General features: G+C 62.1%; 20 protein-coding genes. 9 read left to right on the top strand and 11 right to left on the bottom strand.

The window, feature by feature from the left end; translation table 11 throughout:
* The first annotated feature begins 2 nt into the window (after positions 1-2).
* Positions 3-3,527 carry a molybdopterin cofactor-binding domain-containing protein gene (locus tag QZR30_RS09790; RefSeq protein ID WP_311903250.1) on the top strand — a complete coding sequence of 1,175 codons (3,525 nt, stop codon included), beginning with the start codon at positions 3-5 and terminating at the stop codon, positions 3,525-3,527.
* Positions 3,528-3,581: 54 nt separating this feature from the next.
* Here QZR30_RS09790 and QZR30_RS09785 read toward each other — a convergent pair whose 3' ends face one another.
* Complete coding sequence (locus QZR30_RS09785) at positions 3,582-4,250, bottom strand: TetR/AcrR family transcriptional regulator (protein WP_046067993.1); 669 nt, start codon at positions 4,248-4,250, stop codon at positions 3,582-3,584.
* 159 nt (positions 4,251-4,409) lie between these two features.
* Between QZR30_RS09785 and ggt the strand changes: the two genes are divergently transcribed.
* On the top strand, positions 4,410-6,134 hold the full coding sequence (ggt, locus tag QZR30_RS09780) for a gamma-glutamyltransferase (protein WP_056845874.1): 1,725 nt from the start codon (positions 4,410-4,412) through the stop codon (positions 6,132-6,134).
* A 60-nt stretch (positions 6,135-6,194) separates the two neighbouring features.
* Positions 6,195-6,989 (top strand): exodeoxyribonuclease III, encoded by a 795-nt coding sequence (gene xth, locus QZR30_RS09775; RefSeq protein ID WP_311903248.1) that lies wholly within the window; start codon positions 6,195-6,197, stop codon positions 6,987-6,989.
* Here the strand turns inward: xth and QZR30_RS09770 are convergent.
* The 4 genes from QZR30_RS09770 to QZR30_RS09755 form a co-directional block, all read right to left on the bottom strand.
* A complete protein-coding gene (locus QZR30_RS09770) occupies positions 6,986-8,503 on the bottom strand; it encodes an FAD-dependent oxidoreductase (protein ID WP_311903247.1) in 1,518 nt (505 codons plus the stop codon). The two genes, xth and QZR30_RS09770, sit on opposite strands and share 4 nt — an antisense overlap.
* Before the next feature lie 85 nt (positions 8,504-8,588).
* Positions 8,589-9,119 (bottom strand): AAA family ATPase, encoded by a 531-nt coding sequence (locus QZR30_RS09765; RefSeq protein WP_198719496.1) that lies wholly within the window; start codon positions 9,117-9,119, stop codon positions 8,589-8,591.
* Positions 9,116-9,679, bottom strand: a complete 564-nt coding sequence (gene pnuC, locus QZR30_RS09760; protein WP_043049860.1) for a nicotinamide riboside transporter PnuC — start codon at positions 9,677-9,679, stop codon at positions 9,116-9,118. Before pnuC ends, QZR30_RS09765 begins: the two co-directional genes overlap by 4 nt.
* Before the next feature lie 111 nt (positions 9,680-9,790).
* A complete protein-coding gene (locus QZR30_RS09755; protein WP_056845878.1) occupies positions 9,791-11,425 on the bottom strand; it encodes a methyl-accepting chemotaxis protein in 1,635 nt (544 codons plus the stop codon).
* A 227-nt stretch (positions 11,426-11,652) separates the two neighbouring features.
* Between QZR30_RS09755 and QZR30_RS09750 the strand changes: the two genes are divergently transcribed.
* Genes QZR30_RS09750 through QZR30_RS09740 form a run of 3 tightly spaced genes read left to right on the top strand, consistent with a single transcriptional unit; the run spans position 11,653 to position 14,214 of the window.
* The gene (locus QZR30_RS09750) at positions 11,653-12,483 is read left to right on the top strand and encodes an undecaprenyl-diphosphate phosphatase (RefSeq protein WP_274358451.1); all 831 of its coding nucleotides are present in this window, start codon (positions 11,653-11,655) and stop codon (positions 12,481-12,483) included.
* The gene (locus QZR30_RS09745; RefSeq protein ID WP_274358452.1) at positions 12,480-12,863 is read left to right on the top strand and encodes a DUF1294 domain-containing protein; all 384 of its coding nucleotides are present in this window, start codon (positions 12,480-12,482) and stop codon (positions 12,861-12,863) included. Before QZR30_RS09750 ends, QZR30_RS09745 begins: the two co-directional genes overlap by 4 nt.
* 40 nt (positions 12,864-12,903) lie before the next feature.
* Positions 12,904-14,214: an amidase gene (locus QZR30_RS09740; RefSeq protein WP_059397412.1), complete on the top strand. Its 1,311-nt coding sequence runs from the start codon at positions 12,904-12,906 to the stop codon at positions 14,212-14,214.
* On the opposite strand, the gene QZR30_RS09735 is transcribed toward QZR30_RS09740, so the two are convergent.
* Together QZR30_RS09735 and QZR30_RS09730 are read right to left on the bottom strand one after the other, a co-directional pair.
* Positions 14,203-14,559 carry an MmcQ/YjbR family DNA-binding protein gene (locus QZR30_RS09735; RefSeq protein WP_046068006.1) on the bottom strand — a complete coding sequence of 119 codons (357 nt, stop codon included), beginning with the start codon at positions 14,557-14,559 and terminating at the stop codon, positions 14,203-14,205. The two genes, QZR30_RS09740 and QZR30_RS09735, sit on opposite strands and share 12 nt — an antisense overlap.
* Complete coding sequence (locus tag QZR30_RS09730) at positions 14,556-15,464, bottom strand: LysR substrate-binding domain-containing protein (RefSeq protein ID WP_056845880.1); 909 nt, start codon at positions 15,462-15,464, stop codon at positions 14,556-14,558. Before QZR30_RS09730 ends, QZR30_RS09735 begins: the two co-directional genes overlap by 4 nt.
* A 125-nt stretch (positions 15,465-15,589) precedes the next feature.
* Between QZR30_RS09730 and QZR30_RS09725 the strand changes: the two genes are divergently transcribed.
* Both QZR30_RS09725 and QZR30_RS09720 read left to right on the top strand, forming a co-directional pair.
* Entirely contained in the window at positions 15,590-16,201 is a 612-nt protein-coding gene (locus tag QZR30_RS09725; protein ID WP_046068008.1) for an FMN-dependent NADH-azoreductase, read from the top strand.
* A gap of 190 nt (positions 16,202-16,391) precedes the next feature.
* Positions 16,392-17,429, top strand: a complete 1,038-nt coding sequence (locus tag QZR30_RS09720; protein ID WP_046068009.1) for an alpha/beta hydrolase family protein — start codon at positions 16,392-16,394, stop codon at positions 17,427-17,429.
* Here the strand turns inward: QZR30_RS09720 and QZR30_RS09715 are convergent.
* From QZR30_RS09715 to QZR30_RS09705, 3 genes are all read right to left on the bottom strand, one after another.
* Complete coding sequence (locus tag QZR30_RS09715) at positions 17,423-18,595, bottom strand: MFS transporter (protein WP_046068010.1); 1,173 nt, start codon at positions 18,593-18,595, stop codon at positions 17,423-17,425. The two genes, QZR30_RS09720 and QZR30_RS09715, sit on opposite strands and share 7 nt — an antisense overlap.
* Positions 18,596-18,713: 118 nt before the next feature.
* Positions 18,714-20,300 (bottom strand): ABC-F family ATPase, encoded by a 1,587-nt coding sequence (locus tag QZR30_RS09710; protein WP_080944606.1) that lies wholly within the window; start codon positions 20,298-20,300, stop codon positions 18,714-18,716.
* Between the two features lie 142 nt (positions 20,301-20,442).
* Positions 20,443-21,681 (bottom strand): MFS transporter, encoded by a 1,239-nt coding sequence (locus QZR30_RS09705; RefSeq protein ID WP_274354696.1) that lies wholly within the window; start codon positions 21,679-21,681, stop codon positions 20,443-20,445.
* Positions 21,682-21,835: 154 nt separating this feature from the next.
* On the opposite strand from QZR30_RS09705, the gene QZR30_RS09700 reads away from it, so the two are divergent.
* Entirely contained in the window at positions 21,836-22,648 is an 813-nt protein-coding gene (locus QZR30_RS09700) for a class I SAM-dependent methyltransferase (protein WP_046068013.1), read from the top strand.
* Between the two features lie 139 nt (positions 22,649-22,787).
* Here the strand turns inward: QZR30_RS09700 and QZR30_RS09695 are convergent, their stop codons facing one another.
* On the bottom strand, positions 22,788-23,174 hold the full coding sequence (locus QZR30_RS09695) for a TIGR03067 domain-containing protein (RefSeq protein WP_046068014.1): 387 nt from the start codon (positions 23,172-23,174) through the stop codon (positions 22,788-22,790).
* Between the last annotated feature and the right edge of the window lie 95 nt (positions 23,175-23,269).

Raw genomic sequence — 23,269 nt, 5'->3', positions numbered from 1 at the left:
TCATGACCGAAACGACCCTTTCCCGTGAGCAGTGGCTGGCCAAGGCCGGTGTATTGTTGATTGTCGATGATGTATTGCCGCCTTCGGGGCCGGTGGCCAAGGGCGGCACGCCCACGGTGAAACCCAAGGAGCTGGGGCTGTTTATCGCCGTGAACGATGATGGCCTGGTGTATGCGTTCAATGGCCATGTGGACCTGGGTACCGGCGTGCGCACGGCGTTGGCGCAGATCGTCGCCGAAGAGCTGGACCTGGGCATGGACCAGGTGAGGATGGTGCTGGGCGATACCGCGCGTGCGCCGAACCAGGGCGCGACCATTGCCAGTGCGACCTTGCAGATTTCCGCTGTGCCCCTGCGCAACGCAGCGGCAGAGGCGCGACGCTTTTTGCTGGCGCGGGCGGCAGGACGCTGGGGCGTCAGTACCGCCAGCCTCAAAGTCGAGGCCGGTGTTATCCACGCCGCCGATGGGCGCACCACCACCTATTCCGAGTTGGTCAGCGGCCAGCATGACCAAGTGCGCATCAGCGGCAACGCGCCGCTCAAGGCCACCGCGGACTACCGCCTGGTCGGCCAGGATACGGCCCGCGTGGACATCCCCGGCAAAGCCACCGGCGAGCTGACCTACGTGCACGACATGCGCGTGCCGGGCATGCTCCATGGCCGGGTGGTGCGCCCGCCGTATGCGGGGCTCGACTGTGGGGAGTTTGTCGGCAATAGCCTGTTGAGTGTGGACGAAGCCTCCATCGCCCATATCCCCGGCATCGTCGCGGTGGTGGTGATCCGGGATTTTGTCGGCGTAGTAGCGTTGCGCGAAGAACAGGCGATCAAGGCTGCCGCCGAGCTGCAGGTGCAATGGAAACCGTGGGCTCACGCGGCGCCGGATATGCGCGACGTGGCGCAGGCCATTCGCGCTAACCCGCGCGTGCGCCGCACCGTGCTTGATCAGGGCGAGGTCGACGCCGCCCTGGCCACTGCCAGCCAGCGTATGCCGCGCACTTACCTGTGGCCCTACCAGATGCACGCCTCCATCGGCCCATCCTGCGCGGTGGCGGATTATCAGGACAACGGCAGCCGCGTATGGTCCGGCAGCCAGAACCCGCACCTGCTGCGTGCCGACCTGGCCTGGCTGCTGGAATGCGATGAAGCCCTGATCGAGGTGATCCGCATGGAAGCCTCCGGCTGTTACGGGCGCAACTGTGCCGACGATGTGTGCGCCGACGCCTTGTTGTTGTCCCGGGCGGTGGGCAAGCCAGTGCGCGTGCAATTGACCCGTGAACAGGAACATCTATGGGAGCCCAAGGGCACCGCGCAATTGATGGAGGTGGACGGCGGCGTGAACGCCGATGGCAGCATCGCCGCCTATGACTTCGAAACCAGCTACCCGTCCAACGGCGCGCCGACCCTGGCACTGCTGCTGACCGGCCGCGTCGAACCGGTGGCGGCGATGTTCGAAATGGGCGACCGCACCTCGATCCCGCCTTATGACATCGACAATATGCGCGTAACCATCAATGACATGGCGCCTATCGTGCGGGCCTCGTGGATGCGTGGCGTGTCGGCTTTGCCCAACACCTTTGCCCACGAATCCTATATCGATGAACTGGCCTTCGCCGTCGGCGTCGATCCGGTGGAATACCGCCTGCGTTACCTCAAGGACCCGCGCGCCATCGACTTGGTGAAATCTACCGCCGAACGCGCCGCCTGGTCCCCACGCACCGCGCCGATGCAAACCGCCAGCGATGACCACCTGTTACGTGGCCGCGGCTTTGCCTATGCGCGCTACATCCACAGTAAGTTTCCCGGCTTCGGCGCGGCCTGGGCCGCATGGGTAGCGGACGTGGCCATCGATAAACACACCGGCGATGTATCGGTGACGCGGGTGGTGATCGGCCATGACGCAGGGATGATGATCAACCCGGCGGGAGTTGAGCATCAGATTCACGGCAATGTGATCCAGTCCACCAGCCGTGTGTTGAAGGAGCGGGTGACCTTCGAGGAGTCCACGGTGGTGAGCAAGGAGTGGGGCGGTTACCCGATCCTGACCTTCCCCGAGGTGCCGAAGATCGATGTGCTGATGATGCCGCGCCAGGACCAGCCGCCCATGGGCGCCGGTGAATCGGCGTCGGTACCCAGTGCGGCGGCGATTGCCAATGCGATCTATGACGCCACCGGTATTCGTTTTCGCGAGTTGCCGATCACCCCGGAGCGAGTACTGGCGGCATTGAATGCCGGCACCTTGGCTGAGCCGGCCAAGTCGCCACAAAAACGCCGCAAATGGTGGTTCGGCGCGCTGTTCGCGACCCTCGGAGCACTGCTGGCCACGGCTTGGCCGTTGCACAGCGAAATCGCGCCTATCGCACCGCCAAGCCCCGGCACCTGGTCCAAAGCCACCCTGGAGCGCGGGCGCCTGCTTGCGGCGGTCGGCGACTGCGCGGTGTGCCATACGGCGCCGGGCGGAGCGCCCAATGCCGGCGGCCTGGCAATGCAGACGTCGTTCGGCACCTTGTACAGCAGCAACATCACCCCGGATGTGAACACCGGCATTGGCGCCTGGTCGTACCCGGCATTCGAACGGGCAATGCGTGACGGCATCGGGCGCGACGGGCGTAACCTGTATCCGGCGTTTCCCTATACGGCGTTTCGCAATATCAACGAGGCGGACATGCAGGCGCTGTATGCCTACCTGATGTCCCAGGCGCCGGTCAGCCAGGCACCAACGCCGAACGCGATGAAGTTTCCGTTCAATTTCAGACCCTTGATGGCGGGGTGGAATGCACTGAACCTGAGACGCGGCGAAATCACCCCGCAGCCTGAGCGCAGTGAACAATGGAATCGCGGCAATTATCTGGTCAATGGCCTGGGACACTGCGCCGCGTGTCATTCGCCGCGCAACCTGATGGGGGCGCAAAAGGGCGGCAAGGCATTCCTCGCCGGCGGTGTGGTAGATGGTTGGGAAGCCCCGGCGCTGACGGGGTTGTCCAAGGCCCCGACACCATGGACCGAAGACCAGCTGTTTACCTATTTGAGCACTGGCTATTCCGACGCCCATGGTGTGGCGGCGGGCCCGATGGGGCCAGTGGTGAGCGAATTGTCGAAGCTGCCGAAGGCGGATATTCGTGCAATGGCGGTGTACCTGGCTTCGCTCAGTCACGAAGCAGCAGCGCAGGCACAGGTCGCAGCAGCGGCTGTACCGAATCCGAACGGGCGACGCGTCTTCGAAGGTTCATGCAAAGCCTGCCATGCCGATGGGCTGGGGCCGAAACTGTTTGGGGTCAGCCCGTCATTGGCGACCAACACCAATGTGTTCAGCGACCAGCCGGATAATTTGATCAAGGTGATTTTGCAAGGCATCCTCCAGCCGGCGACCCGCGACCTGGGGTATATGCCGGGGTTCAAGGACAGCTTGTCGAATACCCAGGTGGCGGATCTGGTGGCCTACTTGCGCGGGCAATTTGCGCCGAACGCGCCACAGTGGCAAGGGCTGGAACAGAAGGTCGCCCACTTGCGTGCCAACCCCGGCAGCCATTGATTGTGCGAGGGGGCGGTGGCGCAGCGATTCGACTTGCCCCCCGATGCCAGTAGTTCAGTTAATAAAACCCTCGGCTGACACACTGTCAGGCATGACGCCGCGCAGCACCAGGTCGGTGATAAATGCCAGCCAATCCTGCTGTTGGCCTTTGTTCGACAGGTCTTCACCCAGGAACGAACTGAGGGTATGGCGGTTGGAGTTGTAGAAGTAGCACAGCGAAGCAATCATCAAGTACACATGCTTGAGGTCGATGTCCTGGCGAAACACGCCCTGGGCCTGGCCGGCCTCGATGATCGGGCGCAGCACGCCGACCGCCTCACCGGACAACCGGCGCATTTCGCTGGACTGCCGGGCATGCTTGCCCTGATGCAGGTTCTCGATACTCAGGATCGCCACGAATTCGGGATGCTTGACATAATAGTTCCAGATAAACGCCACCAGCTCGCGCAGGGCCTGGGCCGGTGCCGCAAGGTCCAGCTTGAGCTTGCTCTCGGCCTGGTTGAACTGCTCGTAGATATGCTCCAGCACGCAGGTGAACAGTTGTTCCTTGCTGCCGAAGTAGTAATAGAGCATGCGGTCGTTGGAGTCTGCGGCCTTGGAAATGCTGTCGACGCGCCCGCCGGAATAGCCGTCGCGGGTGAACACCTTGACCGCCGCCTGCAGGATGCGCGCCCGCGTCTGGTCGGCCTGTTGGGCGCGGATACCACTCTTCTTGATCGCCATCTATAGGGCCTTGCTAGACACTCAGGGCGCGAAATATAGCATGGGCGTTTTCGGGCCCGTTCTACCACCGACAGGTTCTGTAATAAAAACGCCATTGCGCTGGGGAATAAATCCGCGAGGGGCTATTTTGGTGCATCTCAATAACCAGAGTAGCCATGGATGAAATACCTACCTTTGAGCCGCACCTTGATTGCCACGGTGCTGGTGTTGACGCTCAGCGGCGTGCAAGCCGCGTCACAGGCCCCGGTCGCCGGTGAAAATGGCATGGTGGTGACGGCCCAGCATCTGGCCACGCATGTTGGCGTGGATGTACTCAAGGCCGGGGGCAACGCGGTGGACGCGGCAGTGGCCGTAGGCTACGCGCTGGCCGTAGTGTACCCGGCGGCGGGCAATCTCGGCGGCGGCGGTTTCATGACTGTGCAACTGGCCGACGGGCGCAAGACCTTCCTCGACTTCCGCGAAAAAGCCCCGCTGGCGGCGACTGCCGACATGTACCTGGACAAGGCCGGCAACGTGGTCGAGGGCCTGAGTGCCAAAGGCCATCTGGCGGTTGGCGTACCGGGCACCGTTTCCGGCATGGAACTGGCCCTGAGCAAATACGGCACGCTCAAGCGTGACCAGGTGATAGCCCCTGCGATCAAGTTGGCGGAAAACGGCTTTGAACTGGAGCAGGGCGATATCGACCTGTTGCATACCGCCACCGGCGAGTTCGAAAAAGACCAGGATTTGCGCGGGATCTTCCTGCACAACGGCCAACCGCTGCAGGTGGGCCAGAAACTGGTGCAGAAAGACCTGGCCAAGACCCTCAGGGAAATCTCCGCCAAGGGCACCGACGGGTTCTATAAAGGTTGGGTGGCCAAGGCCCTGGTGGACTCCAGCCAGGCCGGCAAAGGCATCATTACCCAGGCCGACCTCGACAAGTACAAGACCCGCGAGCTGGCGCCCATCGAGTGCGATTACCGTGGCTACCACGTGGTGTCGGCACCGCCACCCAGCTCGGGCGGCGTGGTGATCTGCCAGATCATGAACATTCTCGAAGGCTACCCGATGGCCGATCTGGGCTATCACTCGGCCCAAGGCCTGCACTACCAGATCGAAGCGATGCGCCATGCCTATGTGGACCGCAACAGCTACCTGGGCGACCCGGATTTCGTGAAGAACCCGATCGAACACCTGCTCGACAAGAACTACGCGGCGAAACTGCGTGACGCCATCGAGCCGCACAAGGCCGGGGATTCCCAGGCGATCAAGCCGGGGGTGTCGCCACATGAAGGCAATAACACCACCCACTATTCCATTGTCGACAAGTGGGGCAACGCGGTTTCGGTGACCTACACCCTCAACGACTGGTTCGGTGCCGGCGTCATGGCGAGCAAGACCGGGGTGATCCTCAACGATGAAATGGACGACTTCACCGTCAAGGTCGGCGTGCCGAACATGTACGGGCTGGTCCAGGGTGAGGCCAACGCCATCGCGCCGGGCAAGGCGCCGCTGTCGTCGATGAGCCCGACCATTGTCACCAAGGATGGCAAGGCGGTGATGGTGGTCGGTACGCCGGGGGGTAGCCGTATCATTACCGCTACCTTGCTGACCATCCTGAATGTCATCGACTACAAGATGAACATCCAGGAAGCCGTGGATGCACCGCGCTTTCACCAGCAATGGATGCCTGACACCACCAACCTGGAGACCTTCGCCGTCAGCCCGGACACCCAGAAAATCCTCGAAAGCTGGGGCCACAAGTTTGCCGGCCCCCAGGATGCCAATCACCTGGCGGCGATCCTGGTGGGGGCGCCGTCCCTGGATGGCAAGCCGGTGGGCAACAACCGCTTCTATGGGGCGAACGACCCACGGCGTAATACGGGCTTGTCCTTGGGGTATTAAAGGAACATCCGGGTCCCTTCCAGGCTCTACCCCAAGAGCCCTGGAAGAGGATCCAACCTGATGAAAGCGCTGAAAATCGCCACCTTCAACATCAACGGTATCCGCGCGCGCCTGCCTAACCTGTTGCACTGGCTGCAGCGCGAGCAACCGGACATCGTCTGCCTGCAGGAACTCAAGGCGCCGCAAAGCCTGTTCCCCTATGCCGAGTTTGAAACCGCCGGCTACGGCGCGATCTGCCTGGGCCAGGCGTCGTGGAATGGCGTGGCGATCCTGGCGCGGGATGCGCAGCCCTTGGAAAGCCGGCGTGGTTTGCCCGGCGATGACAGCGACACCCAGAGCCGCTATATCGAAGCGGCAGTGCATGGCGTGTTGGTCGGCTGCCTCTACCTGCCCAATGGCAACCCGCAACCGGGTCCGAAATTCGACTACAAACTGGCCTGGTTCGAGCGCCTGATCGACTATGCCAAGGCCCTGCAAGCCAGTGAGCATCCAGTGTTGCTGGCGGGGGATTTCAATGTGGTGCCCACCGACCTGGACATCTACAACCCGCGGTCCTGGCTCAAGGATGCCTTGTTGCAGCCCGAGAGCCGTGCCTGCTACCAGCGATTGCTGGAGCAGGGCTGGACCGATTCCTTGCGCCACCTGTATCCCGAAGAACGTGTCTACACCTTCTGGGATTACTTCCGCCAGCACTGGCAGAAAAACTCCGGCCTGCGTATCGACCACCTGTTGCTCAACCCCGCGCTCAAGCCGTACTTGAAAGACGCCGGCGTCGATGCCTGGGTCCGCAATGAAGCCCACGCCAGCGACCACGCGCCGACCTGGATTCAGCTGGGTACGCGCAAAAAGCGCTAACCTTCGCGAATCAATCCAAGGGCCTCGGCCTTGTTCAGCGGATGCTGCATACGCTGGGACAGGCGTGCCATCGCCTGCGGGTACTCGCAGGCGACCACGGCTTGCACCTGATCGTCATGACAGAGCAGGGCGATGAAGTGGTGTTGCTGCAAGTCGCCTTCGATGTGCAGGCGGTTCCAGTGCTGTCCATGGCCGAGTACCTCGAAGGTCTTGCCGAAGTGGTAGGTCCAGAAGAAGGGCACGTCGGCGTAGGCCTGGGCGGCGCCGAGCATGTTGCGTGCCGCCAGCACCCCCAACTGCTGGGCCAGGCGCCAGTGTTCGATGCGTGTTGACTGATGGTTCCAAGGGAAGGTCAGGTTATCGCCGGCAGCCCATAACCCAGGGGCGGCTTGCAGGTGGTGATCGGCCAGCAGCGACTGGTCCTCGGCTTTACTGACACCCTCGATAAAACCCGTGGCAGGCGTTACGCCGACACCGATCACCACCAGATCGGCAGCCAGTCGTTTACCGTTTTTCAGCAGTACCGTACCGACCGCGCCGTGGCCGTCCAGGCTCACCGGCTCGGTATTGCTGTGGAAGATCACGCCATTGTCTTCATGCAACTGTCGCAGGGCGGCGCCGATGCGTCGGCCCAATTGCGCGGCAAGTGGAACGTCATGGCGGCTGACCACTTGCACCACCAGGCCGCGCTGGCGCAGGGCCGATGCGGCTTCCAGGCCGATGAAGCTGTCGCCGATGATCACTGCGCAGGCTGCCGACTCTGCGGCCGCGTCGATGCGTGCGGCATCTTCGCGGCTGCGTAGCACGAATACGTTGCTCAGCACGGTGCCGGGAATATCCAGTGACTGCGGCTGGCCGCCGGTGGCAAGCAGCGCAGCGTCGTAGTCGAAGTGGCGGCCGTCGGCCAGTTCGATGCGTTTGGCAGCGGCATCCAGACGCTGCACCTCACCCTGGATACCGAGGGTGTCGAAGGGCGCGTCTTCCAGCAAGGGTGGCGTATCCTGCGGCGCCATTTGCCCTGCGATCACGAATTTGCTCAAGGCGGTGCGGTCGTAGGCCGGCGCCGATTCGCGGTCGATCCACAGCAGGCGCCCAGTAAAACCCTCGCGGCGCAAGGTGGCGACCGCTGCGGTACCGGCCGCTCCCGCGCCGATCACCGCGAAGCAACGCGAGTCATCGACCACGACCGTGGGTGCAGGGTCAACTGGCGCGTCACCGACACTGACCACACCATCGCGAACCTGCACCGGATATTGCTTGAGCGCCACTAAGGCTGGCGGTTCGAGCACCGCCCCATTGGCCACGGCAAAGGTTGCCTTGTGCCAGGGGCAGACGATGCGGCCTTGGCAGATAACCCCTTCTTCCAGTGGCGCACCGGCATGGGGGCAATCGGCCTGGAAGGCGCGTACCTGGCCTCCACTGCGTACCAGTAACAGCGGGTGCGCCGCCGTTTCGACGCGAACGCCACGGTTCTCGGGCAAATTGATCAGGCGGGCAACGATGCGCATATTCATAGGCCAGTCTCCTTTGAAAGGTTGACTGGCGGTCACAGCGATGGACTGCGTTGACCCGACGGTCGGTGCAGGTGGCGGTGCGTTGCTATGCGGGTTGGGCGAGCAGTCGCTCTACTGCAGCGAATGCCGCCGTGCGGCGGTCTTGCCAGCTTCCGCGAATCACCAGCACCGGCTGTCGATGCTGCTGCATCCAGTCCAGGCTCGCCTGAAAAAACGCGCGGCGGTCTTCAAGCTCCGGCTGGCAGCGCTGGCCGTCGGCGCACCATTGCACATCCTCGGGAGAGAGCAGCAGGTGCAGGTCGTAATGCCGGGCCAGCAGTTCGCTGTCGAGCCAGCCGGGGTAGTCGCCGAACAGGGTCTGGCTCCACAGTTTGTTGGCCAGCAGGTGCGTGTCGAGCACCAGCAGGCCAGGGCGTTCGGCGCGGGCAGCGTCTTCCCATTCCAGCTGCCCACGGGCAATCGCCGGGATATCCGCCAGGCAGGTGTCACGCTGATGGTGATCGATGAAATATCGCACGTACTCGCCGACCATCAGCCCGCCGAAGTGTGCGTGCAACTCGGCAGCCAGCCAACTTTTACCGCTGGATTCCGGGCCTGCCAGCACTACCACCTTCATGGCTGTAACGCCGGGTCGGCGCGCCATTCACGCCAGCCTTGCACAGCGATGGCGGTGAACAACGCGTAGAGCGCGGCGGTGAGGTAGAGGCCTTTGTAGAGGAAGAGCCCGACGAATATTACATCCACCACAATCCACAACGGCCAGCACTGCAGGCGTTTTTGCGCCATCCACATTTGCGCCACCAGGCTGAAACCGGTAAGGGCCGCGTCGAGCCATGGCTGTGCGGCGTCGGTCCAGTGGGCCATGGCGGCGCCGAGCAACAGGCTGCCAACGGTGCCCACGGCCAGGCTGGTCATGATCGCAGGTACCCCCAGGCGGGTGACCTGGCGACCCTGCCTGACCTCGCCGGCGCGGGTCCACTGCCACCAGCCATAGACTTGCAATGCGGCGTAGACCACCTGCAGCAGCATGTCGGAGTAGAGTTTTACCTCGAAGAATACCCAGGTGTAGAGCAGCACCATCACCAGGCCGATGGGCCAGCACCAGGGGTTCTGCTTGACCGTCAGCCAGACAGCGATCACCCCCAGGGCGGCGGCGAACAGTTCAAGCCCGGACATGGTGGATCCTTGGGAAGTGGGAGAGGGCGGTGATTGTACCTAGAGGCCAGCGATCTTCAAACTTGCGTGCAATGGGCATACATCGCACCGCCCCTCCCACAGTTGCCGGCGCTAGATTCGGAATTGGCGCAGCAACCCATCAAGCTGCTCACTCAGCCCACGCAACTGCCCACTCGCCACGCTGGATTGTTCCGCCGCCAGCGCCGTGCTGTGGGACAACCCTGCGGCCTGGGTGACGTTCTGGTTGATATCTTCGACCACATGGGCCTGTTGCAGGGTGGCGCTGGCAATCGAGGCGTTCAAACCGTTGAGGTTGTGCAGCGCCTGGCCGATGGCGGTAAGGCTGGCCCCCGCCTGGCCGGCCTGCTCGATGGTCAGTTGCGAGGCGCTGTGGCTGTCGCTGATGACCTTGACCGCCGCTTCCGAGTGACCTTGCAAGCGCTCGATCATTGCCTGGATTTCGGCGGTGGATTTCTGCGTGCGCTGGGCCAGCAGGCGCACTTCATCGGCGACCACCGCAAACCCACGACCCTGTTCGCCGGCGCGGGCGGCTTCAATGGCGGCATTGAGGGCGAGCAGGTTGGTCTGGTCGGCGATGGAGCGGATCACTTCCAGGACGCCGCCGATCTGAGTGCTTTCGCTGGAGAGCGTGCGAATCACCTCTACGGCCTGGCTGATGGTGCTGGAGAGCTGATCGATCTGTTGCAAACTGCCGTCGATGTTGACCTGGCCCTGTTGCGCCTGGGCTTGGGCATCGCGCATTTCGCTGGCGGCATGTTCGGCATTCTTCGCCACGTCCTGCACGCCGTAGGTGACTTCATTGATAGCAGTAGCCACCAGCTCCATCTGCTGCGATTGCTGCTGGCTGCGGTCGTGGGCCTGGCTGGCGTTGTGGCCCAGCTCCGTGGACGACTGGCCCAGGGCGGTCGCGCATACCTGCAATTGGCCGACCACCTGGCGCAACTTGGCGGTGAAGCTGTTGAAATGCCGGGCCAGTTGGGTGAGCTCGTCGCTGCCGTGGGTGTCGAGGCTGCGGGTCAGGTCGCTTTCGCCGCTGGCGATATTGCCCATGGCGTTCACCGCCGCCTGCAACGGCTGCACGATACTGCGGGCAATCAGTGATACCAGCAGCCCCATGACCAGCACGATGCCCAGCACGATGAACGAGGCTTTCCACACCTGAGCGTTGAATTCGGCCTGCACATCATCCACATAGACGCCGGAGCCGATAATCCAGCCCCAGGGTTCGAACAGCTGGATATACGAAGTTTTCTCCACCGGTGCTTCGGCCCCAGGCTTCGGCCAGCGGTAGTTGACGATACCGGCGCCCTTGGCCTTGGCCAGGCTCACGAACTCGTTGAATACGGCAAAGCCGTCCGGGTCGCGAATCGCCGAGAGGTTCTGGCCATCGAGCTTGGGGTTGGCCGCGTGCATGATCATCACGGGGGTGAGGTCGTTGATCCAGAAGTAATCATCGTGGTCATAGCGCAGCCCGCGCACTGCGCTGAGGGCTTGCTGCTGCGCGGCATCACGGGTCAGTACGCCGGTCTTTTCCAGGTTCTGGTAATAGCTGAGCACGCCGCTGGCGGTCTGCACCACATGCTGGGTCTGTTGGCGCTTGGCCTGGTAAAGGTCGCCACGGATCTGGTTGAGCATCAGCAGCCCCAAGGCCAACAGCATCAACACGGCGACTATCAGGATCAGCCAAAGGCGGCGGCTGATCGACATGCTGCGCAAACTGTTCATCGTCCTGTCACTCCATGCTCTTTATAATTGTGGTGCTGCTTCGAGATTTCCGGCGTGTCTGATAGGCTTTCGGCCCGGAATCGGAAAACCTGAGTACTGCCTGATTTTTCACGGAATTTTTGCAGACCGGCGTTGAGAATCAACCGCGGGCGCTTGAGTGCGCTCGTCGTCAGTGAACTTTAAAAAAACTTAAGAGGCATGCCCCGCGCGTGACCTTTGGAGACAGCATGGATTTTTGGACCGCCATACAGGCATTGATTCTCGGCATCGTCGAGGGGCTGACGGAGTTCCTGCCGATCTCCAGCACCGGCCACCAGATCATCGTCGCCGACCTGATCAATTTCGGCGGCGAACGTTTCGAAGCCTTCAATATCATCATCCAGCTCGGTGCGATCCTCGCGGTGGTCTGGGAGTTTCGCCGCAAGATCCTCGACGTGGTCATCGGCCTGCCGACCCAGCCCAAGGCCCGGCGCTTCACCGTCAACCTGATCATTGCCGTGTTGCCGGCGGTGGTATTGGGGGTGATTTTTGCCGACCTGATCAAGCACTACCTGTTCAACCCGATCACCGTCGCCACCGCCCTGGTGTTGGGGGGCGTGATCATGCTGTGGGCCGAGCGCCGCCAGCACGCGGTGCGCGCTGAAACCGTGGATGACATTACCTGGAAAGACGCCCTCAAGGTCGGCCTGGCCCAGTGCCTGGCTATGATCCCGGGTACTTCGCGCTCCGGTGCGACGATTATCGGCGGCCTGCTGTTTGGCCTGTCGCGCAAGACCGCCACCGAGTTTTCGTTCTTCCTGGCCATGCCGACCATGGTCGGTGCGGCGGTGTACTCGGGCTACAAGTACCGTGACCTGTTCCAGCCGGCCGACCTGCCGGTGTTCGCCATTGGCTTCGTCACCTCGTTCATTTTCGCGATGATCGCGGTCAAGGCATTGCTCAAATTCATCGCCAGCCACAGCTACGCAGCGTTTGCCTGGTATCGGATCGCCTTCGGCCTGGTGATCCTGGCGACCTGGCAGTTCGGCTGGATCGACTGGACAGCGGTCAAGCCATGAGCATCCAGCACCCACGCCTGAAAGCATTTATTTTTGTGCTGCTGTGCGCCGCGCCGCTGTTGGGCTCGGCTTTGCTGTGGTATCGCGGTGAGACGGTGATCCCGTTAGCGGCATATGGCGTGGTCAGCGTGGTGGCGTTTTTCCTGTACTGGAGCGACAAGCGCAAGGCGCAGACCGAAGGCTGGCGCACCCCGGAAAACATCCTGCATGCCGTCGAGCTGGCAGGCGGTTGGCCGGGTGCGTTGATCGCCCAGCAGGTGTTCCGGCACAAGACGCGCAAGGTGTCCTATCAGGTGCTGTTCTGGGTCATCGTGCTGTTGCACCAGGTGTTCTGGTTGGATCAGCTAGTGCTGGGCGGTACGCTGTTGTCGATTTTGTAGGGACCTGCTCAACGCACTGGCACGCATTGGAATAATAAGAATGTCATGCTCTGATTCATTGCTACGCCACTCGGCGACTGAGCTTGCGACGCTGATCCGGCAACGCAAGCTCACCTCCACGGCTGTTGTGTCGGCCTATCTCGCCCGCATTGAAGCGCTCAATCCACCGATTAACGCCCTGGTGCAAGTGCGCACGCAGGCGGCGCTGGCCGATGCCTGGTCGGCGGATCGTGCACTGGCTCAAGGCAACTGCCGGGGCCCGCTGCATGGCGTGCCATTTACCGTTAAGGATGTGTTCGATACCCAGGGCGTGATATCGGCAGTGGGCCTGACTGATCGGGCTGACTATTTGCCGAAGCAGGACGCCGTGGTGGTCACACGCATGAAGGCCGCCGGTGGCATTCTGCTGGGTAAGAGTAACTGCCCGCCGGGTGGTGGCGGTGGGGTGACCGACAACCCTGTCTACGGCGCGACGCGCAATCCCCATGCGCTCTCCCATGGCCCTGGCGGCAGCAGCGGTGGCGAAGCGGCGGCGATTGCCGCAGGCCTCTCACCCTTGGGGCTGGGCAGTGATTCCGGCGGCAGCCTGCGAGTGCCTGCGCATTTTTGTGGTATCTGCACGTTGAAGCCCACCAGCGGCCGAGTTCCTAATACCGGCGTTTTTGATCACCCAGGCGGTTTGAGCGACCCGCGCAGCCAGATCGGCCCGATGGCCCGGCATGTGGACGACTTGGCGCTGGTGCTCCGGGTGATTGCTGGTGAGGATGGGCGCGATTCAGGGGTAATTCCAATGCCCCTGCACGATGCGCCCGTTCACGGCGTCAGCGGCTTGAAGATCGCGTGGTACAGCGACGGCGGCATTGAGCCCGTTGACTCGATCACCGAGGCCATGCTGCAGGCTGTCGCCGGTCACCTGGAAAGCGCAGGCGCGTTGGTTCACACGGCTTTTCCCTCGGTACTGAGTAGCGCTCGCGGTATAACCGAGCGTTATTGGTCGATGAGCGCGGGAACGGGCGCGCAGTCCGTCCAGTTGTTATCAGACTGGGACCGGTTTCGCAGTGCCATGCTGGAATTCATGGCGAGCTACGACCTTATCCTGTGCCCGGTCGACGCCGCCGCGGCGCCACGCCTGGAAGAGCTTCGGCCAGGGCTGTTCAACCATACGTTGCCCTACAGCCTGGTCGGCTGGCCCTGTGTAGTGGTGCGTGCGGGAACGGATGCCGGGGGCCTGCCGTTGGGCGTGCAGATCGTCGCTCGGCCGTGGCACGAGCACCTGGCGTTAGCAGCGGCGCGCGTCATTGAGCGGGCGCTGCCGTTCACACCATGTGTCGTCGCCCAGTCAGCCATCTAGCCTGAGCCCGACCTGGGTGCGCTTGGGCAGCTTGCTCACCACCAATTGGTGGGAGCGCTGCAACAGGCCGCGCAGCTCGTCGGCGCCCAGCGGGTAGGGCGTGTTCATGATGATCCACTGTGCTCGGGCCAGATAAGGCGCCGGGTGGATGCCCGGGCGGTCGACGTGGCCCAGGAACAGGTCCTTGTCCACTTTGAACGCCAGCGATTCACCACGCAGGTTCTGCAGGGCGAACATCTTGTTGCCGGCAATCGAGAACACGCGCACGCCGCCCCATTTGTAGTCTTCCCGCGCACCAGGCAGGCCCAGGCAGAACGCGGCGACTTGTGCTTCGCTCAGGCTCATAGCAAACGGTCTCCACAGCCTTTGAAGCCTTCTTCCAGGTAGTCGATCCAGGCGCGGATGGCTGGCAGCACACCACGTCGATGCGGGTACACGGCTTGCAACCAGCCACCCGGCAATGACCATTGCGGCAGCAATTGCACCAGGCGGCCACTGGCCAGTTCTTCCTCGCAATACATCATCGGCAGCACCGTGAAGCCCAGACCCATGATGGCGCTGGCCTTGCGCACGATAAAGTCTTCGATGCCCAGCCGGGCCTCCATCACCAGGTCGTAGGGGTTGCCCTGAGGGTCGAGGATGCGCTGGTGCACCATGCGATCCGCCTCAAGTGCACCAAGTACGGGCAGTTGCCTGAGGTCGTCGAGGGTATGTACCTGCCGCTCACGCATCAGCGCGGGGCTGGCGACCAGTACGGTCTGGGCCTGGCGCAGGCGCTTGGTCACCAGCAGCGGGTCTTCATCGCCCAGTTCGCGTACGCGCAGAGCCACATCGATGCCTTCGGCCACCAGGTCGACGCGGCGGTTGACCAGGGTCATATCCAACTGCACCAACGGATGCGCGGCAAGAAACCCGGCCACCAGTTCCGGCAGGATGTGTTGGGCCAGGCCCACCGGGCAACTGACCCGCAGGCGCCCACGGGGCTCGCTGGACATGCTCGCCACGGCCTCATCGGCCATCTCCGCTTCCAGCAACATGGCCTGGCAATGGCGCAAGTAGCGCTCGCCGACGGCGGTCAGCGTCAGTTGCCGGGTAGTGCGTTGCAACAGGCGGGCGCCCAGGCGTTCTTCTAATTCGGCGATGCGCCGTGACAGCCTGGATTTGGGAATCCCGAGTAGCCGCCCGGCCGCAGCGAAACCGCCGGCTTCGACGACTTTGGCGAAATAGTAGAGGTCGTTGAGGTCTTGCATGCTGGGCCTATTGTCCTGTCAGTGGGACAAACTATCGCATTTTAGCTAGCTTATCGACCATTGGTTTCATGCGTAGCATCACCACCATCTGATCGCCACTGTCGATCCCACCTCGGAGATCCACCATGAAACTACTGCATATCGATTCCAGCATCCTCGGCGACAACTCCGCTTCCCGCCAGCTCAGCGCCGGTGTGGTCAAGGCGTGGCAAGCGGCTGAACCGGGCGTGGAAGTGACTTACCGTGACCTGGCCAGCGAAGGCATCAACCACTTCTCCGGTGCCACCCTGGGCGCATTGGGTACGGCCGAAGAACTGCGCGATGCGGCGCAAAAACACGAGGCTGAACTGAGTGCAACGTCGCTGGCTGAATTCCTGGCTGCCGATGCCGTGGTCGTGGGTGCGCCGATGTACAACTTCACCATTCCTACCCAGTTGAAAGCCTGGATCGATCGTATCGCGGTCGCCGGCCAGACCTTCCGCTACACCGAAGCCGGCCCGGAAGGCCTGTGCGGCAACAAGAAAGTCATCATCGTCTCCACCACTGGAGGCTTGCATGCGGACCAGGCCTCGGGCGCCGCCCATGAAGGCTACTTGAAGCTGCTATTCGGCTTTTTCGGCATCACCAATATCGAAATCGTTCGCGCCGAAGGCCTGGCCTACGGTGATGAAGCTCGCAGCAAAGCGTTGAGCGATGCCAACGCGCGGATCAACCAGCAGTTGTTCGCAGCTGCGTAAGGCTTTTGTAAATAGCATCTTTCCCGGTTTCATTCTGAGGCCGGGCGCCTAAACTCTGTATTCTGATCGCCTGAACGCGAGCGGAGTACGGAGTTTTTTTGTTTATGGCCCAGGTTATGCAACCATTGCTCCAATACCCTGGGCTTTTATTCGCCATGCCGGTTTTTGCGCAGCAAAGGTGGACGTCCCCATGATGCGTCTTTGTGCTGTTTTGGCTCTCTCCCTGCTCGGCGGCCTGTTTTCAGTGCATGCCGCCCCGGCACCGCACCCCCATTGGAGTGTGGGCTTTCATCGCATGAGTGTGCTCGACCCGCTGGATTCGCAGCCGATGAAAGCCATTGCGTTTTACCCTTCCACCGAGGCCGAGCACACCACGCCACTGGGCGCGTATCAGGTCGCCGCCAGCGAAGATTCCAAGGTCGCCATCGGCCGTTTCCCGATGCTGATGCTGTCCCATGGCAATACCGGGACGCCTTTGGCCTTGCACGACCTGGCTACTTCCCTGGCACGCAAGGGGTTTGTGGTGGTGGCAGTGCTGCACCCTGGCGACAACTACAAGGACCACAGCCGCCTGGGCACCGTGAGCAACCTGTATGGCCGGCCGATCCAGATTTCCCAGGCCATTACCGCCGCGCTGGCCGACCCGATGCTGTCGCCTTTCGTCGATATTGATCAGATCGGCGTCATCGGCTATTCAGCCGGTGGCGAAACGGCGCTGATCCTCGCGGGCGCCAAGCCTGATTTCGAGCGCCTGCGCCGCTACTGCCAGCAACGCCCCGAGGACCGCGATGCCTGCACCACCAACGGCGAGCTGGTGGTCGACCGCGATGACTTGCAGCCCCAGGCCGACCCGCGTATCCATGCCCTGATGCTGATGGCGCCGCTGAGCCTGATGTTTGGTCGCCATACCCTGGCGGACGTGCACGTGCCGGTGCTGCTCTACAGTGGCGACGGCGACCAGTTGGTGGCGGTGGACAAGAACGCCGCCGCCCTGGCGCGTAAGCTGCCGCAGCCGCCGGATTTCAAGCTGTTGGCCGGGGCAGGGCACTTTGTGTTCATGGCGCCGTGTGACAGTAATCAACTGGCGACGATGCCGGCGATCTGCACCGATGCCGATGGGGTTGACCGGGAAGGTATCCATCGCGACATGGTCTCCGAGGCCGGGCGCTTTTTCAGCCATACCCTCGGCGAGGTGACCCGCGCCGGCTTGCAGACCGCTGATCAGTAGGCGCGGCGCCTGAGCAGTACGGTGAGGGCGAGTGCACTGACCGACAGCAAGGCCGCGCAGAAAAAGATCCAGCCGTAGCCGAGGTTCAACGCCACGGCGCCCATCAGCGGTCCGGCAATCGCCAGGGCCAGGTCGAAAAATACCGCATAGGCACTCAACCCCGCACCGCGGCTGCTGTCCGGCACCTGCTTGATGGCCTCCACCCCCAGCGCCGGGTACACCAGCGACAAGCCAAAGCCAGTCAGGCCGGCGCCGATCAAGGCCGCGCCGGTGGACGGCGCCAGCCACAACAGGGTCAGGCCCAGGGTTTCGATGAGCATGCAGCCGATGGCGGCGGTGAACCCGCCAAAGCGGCTGATGGCGGAGATAAACACCAGGCGCGACAGGATAAAACACACGCCAAATACCGTCAGGCAGTACGCCGCACCGGTCCAGCCACGATTGAGGTAATACAGAGTGATAAAGGTTGTCAGCGTGCCATAGCCGATCGAGGCCAGGCACAGGCTGGTGCCGAACGGTGCGATTCGCCCGAACACCGCCCAGAACGGCAGCCGCTCACCGCGCACCACGGGCACTGAAGGCTTATTGCGGATCAGCACCAGGCCCAACGCCGCCAGCACTGACAGCGCAATACCGAGGCTGATGTAGCCATATTCCGCGACCATCACCACGCCTAATGGCGCACCAATGGCAATGGCGCCGTAGGAGGCGATACCATTCCAGGAAATCGAACGCGCGGTATGTTCGACGCCTACCGCGCCCATGCACCAACTGATGGTGCCCACGCCGATCAGGCCCTGGGCCACGCCCAACAACAAACGGCCGACGATCAGAATCCCCAGGCTCAAGCTCGGCAGGCTTTCCAGCAGCGTGGCGATAAAGGTCAGCACACCACTGATCAGGATGCCGGCCAAACCCAGCACAATCGCGCGCTTGGTGCCGACGTTATCCGACATCCGCCCGGCCATCGGGCGGCTGAGCAGCGTGGCCAGGTATTGCGAGCCAATGGCGATACCGGCCACTACCGCGCTGAAACCCAGTTGTTCATGCACATAGCCTGGAATCACCGCAATCGGCAGGCCGATGCAGATAAAGGCGATGAAGGTATAGAAGACGATGGAGACGATCTGCAGGGTGATCGACAGGGAGGAGGGGGAGGCAGACATGGCACTCGTTCGCTGGCGGGCGGTACGGCCATGATGGCATAACCCGCTATCAAATGCGGGGGGGGCTTGCCCCCTCCCACATTTGGACCTGCTTTTTTCTTGCAGCCAAGCGCTGTTCTTAGAACACCACGCCCTGGCTACGCAGGTAGTCGTCATAGGTGCCGCTGAAGTCGATCACGCCGCTCGGGCTCAACTCGATGATGCGGGTGGCCAGGGACGATACGAACTCACGGTCATGGCTGACGAAGATCAGCGTGCCCGGGTAGTTCTCCAGCGCCAGGTTCAGCGCCTCGATGGATTCCATGTCCAAGTGGTTGGTCGGTTCGTCCATGATCAGCACGTTTGGCTTTTGCAGGATCAGCTTGCCGAACAGCATGCGGCCTTGCTCGCCACCGGAGATCACCTTGACCGACTTGAGGATCTCGTCGTTGGAGAACAGCATGCGCCCCAGGGTGCCGCGGATCACTTGCTCGCCCTGGGTCCACTGGCCCATCCAGTCGAACAGGCTCATGTCGTTTTCGAAGTCACTCGCGTGATCCTGAGCGTAGTAGCCCAGTTCTGCAGCGTCGGTCCACTTGATGCTGCCGGCATCCGGGGTCAGTTCGTTGACCAGGGTACGCAGCAGGGTGGTCTTGCCGATGCCGTTCGGGCCGATGATCGCCACGCGCTCGCCGGCTTCAACCTGGAAGCTGAAGTCCTTGAACAGCGGCTTGCCGTCAAAGCCTTTAGCCATACGCTCGACGATCACCGCCTGGCGGTGCAGCTTCTTGGTCTGTTCGAAACGGATGAACGGGCTGACGCGGCTTGAAGGCTTGACTTCGGCCAACTGGATCTTGTCGATCGCCTTGGCACGGGAGGTCGCCTGCTTGGCTTTCGAGGCGTTGGCCGAGAAGCGGCTGACGAAGGATTGCAGTTCGGAGATCTGCGCTTTCTTCTTGGCGTTGTCCGACAGCAGTTGCTCGCGGGACTGGGTCGCCACGGTCATGTACTCGTCGTAGTTGCCCGGGAACAGGCGCAACTCACCGTAGTCCAGGTCAGCCATGTGGGTGCACACGCTGTTCAGGAAGTGACGGTCGTGAGAGATGATGATCATCAGGCTGGAGCGCTGGGTCAGGATGTTTTCCAGCCAGCGGATGGTGTTGATGTCCAGGTGGTTGGTCGGTTCGTCGAGCAGCAGCACTTCCGGGTCGGAAAACAACGCCTGGGCCAGCAATACGCGCAGTTTCCAGCCAGGGGATACTTCGCTCATCGGGCCGAAGTGCTGTTCCAGGGGAATGCCCAGGCCCAGCAACAGCTCGCCGGCGCGGGATTCGGCGGTGTAGCCGTCCATCTCGGCGAACTCGGTTTCCAGCTCGGCCACGGCCATGCCGTCGTCTTCGCTCATTTCCGGCAGCGAGTAGATACGGTCGCGCTCGGCCTTGACCTTCCACAGCTCCTCGTGGCCCATGATCACGGTGTCGAGCACGGTGAATTCTTCATAGGCGAACTGGTCCTGGCGCAGTTTACCCAGGCGCACATTCGGCTCCAGCATGACCTGGCCGCCGGACGGGTCAAGGTCGCCGCCGAGGATTTTCATGAAGGTCGACTTGCCGCAACCGTTGGCACCAATCAAGCCATAGCGGTTGCCGGCGCCGAACTTGACCGAGACGTTCTCGAAGAGCGGCTTGGCGCCGAACTGCATGGTGATGTTAGCTGTGGAGATCAATTACTTTACCTATCAATGGGTTGCGAGCGTGACGGCAGGTGCCTTCAGGCATGCGTCAACAGCGACATCAAGGCGCGAAACCCGGTCGCTGAGCGAAAAATTTTGGATGTGTGTTGGAATTTGGCGCGCATTGTCGCATATGTCAGGCAACAGTTGTATGGCGAGCGAAGGATGGTTTCGCCAACGTCTCCGGCACGGCCAGCCATAACAGCAGCAACGCAATGCCTGCCACGCCGGCCAGCGTCAGGAAAGCCGCGTTGTAGCCAGCCTGCTGCACTACGAAACCGGCCAGGCTGTTGCTCAGCGCCGCGCCCAGGCCGAACACGGTGGAGAGGGCGCCCAGGCTGACGTTGAAGCGCCCGGTGCCTTGGGTCAGGTCCTTGACGATGACAGGGAACAGCGCGCCGAAAATACCGGCACCGATGCCATCGAGCATTTGCACTGCTACCAGCCAATAGGGGTCGCTGGACAGGGTATAGAGCAAGCCGCGCAGCGGCAGGATCAAAAAGCCAGCCAGTAACAGTGGCTTGCGCCCCCATACATCGGCCTTGAGCCCTACCAGCCAGGCCATCGGCACCATCACCAACTGCGCAGCGACGATGCAGGCTGAGGTCAGCGGTGTCGCCATCTGCAGGTTGATCTGCGCCAACTTCTGGCTGACCAGTGGCAGCATCGCGGCATTGGCAAGGTGAAACAGCGCGCAGCAGACGGCGAACAGCAGCAGCGGGCGGTTGGCCAGCAGGACTTTCAGGCCCGAGGGCTGCTCATGGTCGTTGTGATGGGCGGGGTCGAAGCCGCGGGCTACCTCATGATCAATCGCCTTGGCCGGCACGCAACTCACGGCGATGACACTGGCCACTGCCATAAACGCCATCAGGTAGAACACCACCACTGGCCCATACAGATACGCCAGGCCTCCGGCCAGCAATGCGGCCACGGCGTTGCCTGCGTGGTTAAAGGTTTCGTTGCGCCCGGTGCGTGATGTAAAGGCACGGGGGCCGGTGATGCCAAGGGAGATGGCGCAAATGGCCGGGGCAAATACAGAGGCGGCTACGGCGCTGGCGGCTTGGGTCAGCGCCACCCAGCCAAATGAACTGACGAAGGGCAGCAGCAGGCAACTGGCGGTCACCAGCAGCGCGGCGATGGCAATCACTGCACGCTTGCTGCGCGTTCGGTCGATCAACGCCCCCGCCGGGCCCTGGGTGATCAACGCGGCGATGCCAGCCAGGGTCATGACCACGCCGATACTGGCGGGGTCCCATTTATGGACCGCCAGCAGGTAAATCGCCAAGTACGGCCCGAGACCGTCGCGCACATCCGCGAGGAAGAAGTTCAGGCTGTCCAGGGATAAGGCAATGCGCAGGTCTGAGGGAGGGGCCACGGTGCGTTCTTCGAGAGCGGCGTCCGGGGGCCGAACACACGTTGGGGTAATGACCTGCAAGCTCGACGATAAGTTTCGCCGAAGCCGAGGGTTTCATCCTGCAGGTATTTGTCTTACTTTCCCAAGCCCGCGGTACTGACTTTCTGGAGAAGCAATGGACATGCCCTCAGCGCAAGAGGCGATTGCCAGCAACAAGAACGCCTGGGATGAGTCTGCCCGGCTGCACAAAGACACCGCGACCTGGTCGACGCTACTGGGCCAGGTCGCCAAGCCTGATTTCTCCTGCCTTGATCCCACCATTACCGCGGTGCTGCAAGAGGTCGGTGTGGCGGGCAAGGATGTGGTGCAACTGGGTTGTAACAACGGGCGCGAAAGCCTGTCGTTGTATAGCCTGGGCGCGCGTTCGGTGGTGGGGATCGACCAATCCGGGGCGTTTCTTGGGCAGGCGCGGGAACTGGCTGCAGTCTCGCCCCATAGCCCCGAGTTCATAGAGAGTGACATCCACGCTTTGCCGGAGCGCTTGCACGCGCAATTCGATATCGCCCTGGTGACCATTGGTGTACTGGGCTGGATGCCGGATGTGGCGTTGTTCATGCAGCATGTCGCCCGTGTGCTGAGACCTGGCGGCACGCTGGTGATGTACGAAACCCATCCCTTCCTTGAGGTGTTCGACCCGCGGGCGGCCAACCCGTTGCTGCCTGCCAGCTCTTACTTCCAGCGTGAGCCTTTTGTGCTGCAGGAATCCATTGTCTATGAAGGGCAGGGCGAACTGGCCGGACCGACATCCTATTGGTATGTGCACACCCTGGGCAACGTGGTCAGCGGGGCAATCGCTGCGCACATGCAGATTGGTCATTTGCGGGAATACCCGCACTCCAATCGGGAAGAACTCTACGATCAATATGAACATCAGGCAGCGCAATTGCCCCTGTGCTTTACCCTCACGGCCACCAAGCCGGTCGAATGACAGCGTTTGGCTCACGCAAAAAAAAGCCCGCGAGGAGAGGCGGGCCAAGTGATTCACTGGAGTAGGTAGGCCCGACTCTAACGGGCGGAAAGTGAAGGTCTCGTGAAAATACCGTGATCGAATCGGATAAACGCGTCGATTACCGCCGCCGCACGAAGGTGCGCATGGTTTGCCCAGGGCCGGTGCTGAATACCGTTGGCCTGGGCATGCCTTCGTCCGCGGCAATAAATACAAAATCGTCGCCTTCGAGCCGGTAACTGGCGGGTAACCGCTTGCCTGCATCATCGCCGATGGCGTCAATCCAAGTGATGCTCTTGGGCGCGGTATCGGCGTCCAGCGCAAACCGGCCAGCCAGCAATATATCGCCGGTTACCGTAACAACTTCGAAGCGGTCTGCGTTGATAGTCGTGATAGCACCCGGCGCACTGTGAGCGTCGTCGGGGTTGAGTACGCCACCGTCTTCGAGGGCCGTTTGTTCCCAGGCACCTTGAAGAGCGTGAAAGTCAGCGGTTGACAGAGGTGACATGCAAATTCCTTATTGATGATCCAAGACGTATTCAATTGTACCGAGGGTGAGGCCACAAAGCGGGGACGCTGATTTTTTTCTTTATAAGACAGGTA

It is taken from the genome of Pseudomonas sp. rhizo25 (assembly GCF_031931935.1).
GTDB classification, from domain to species: domain Bacteria; phylum Pseudomonadota; class Gammaproteobacteria; order Pseudomonadales; family Pseudomonadaceae; genus Aquipseudomonas; species Aquipseudomonas synxantha.
The sequence above is the reverse complement of the archived record's forward strand: the minus strand, read 5'-3'. Positions and strand labels throughout refer to the sequence as shown.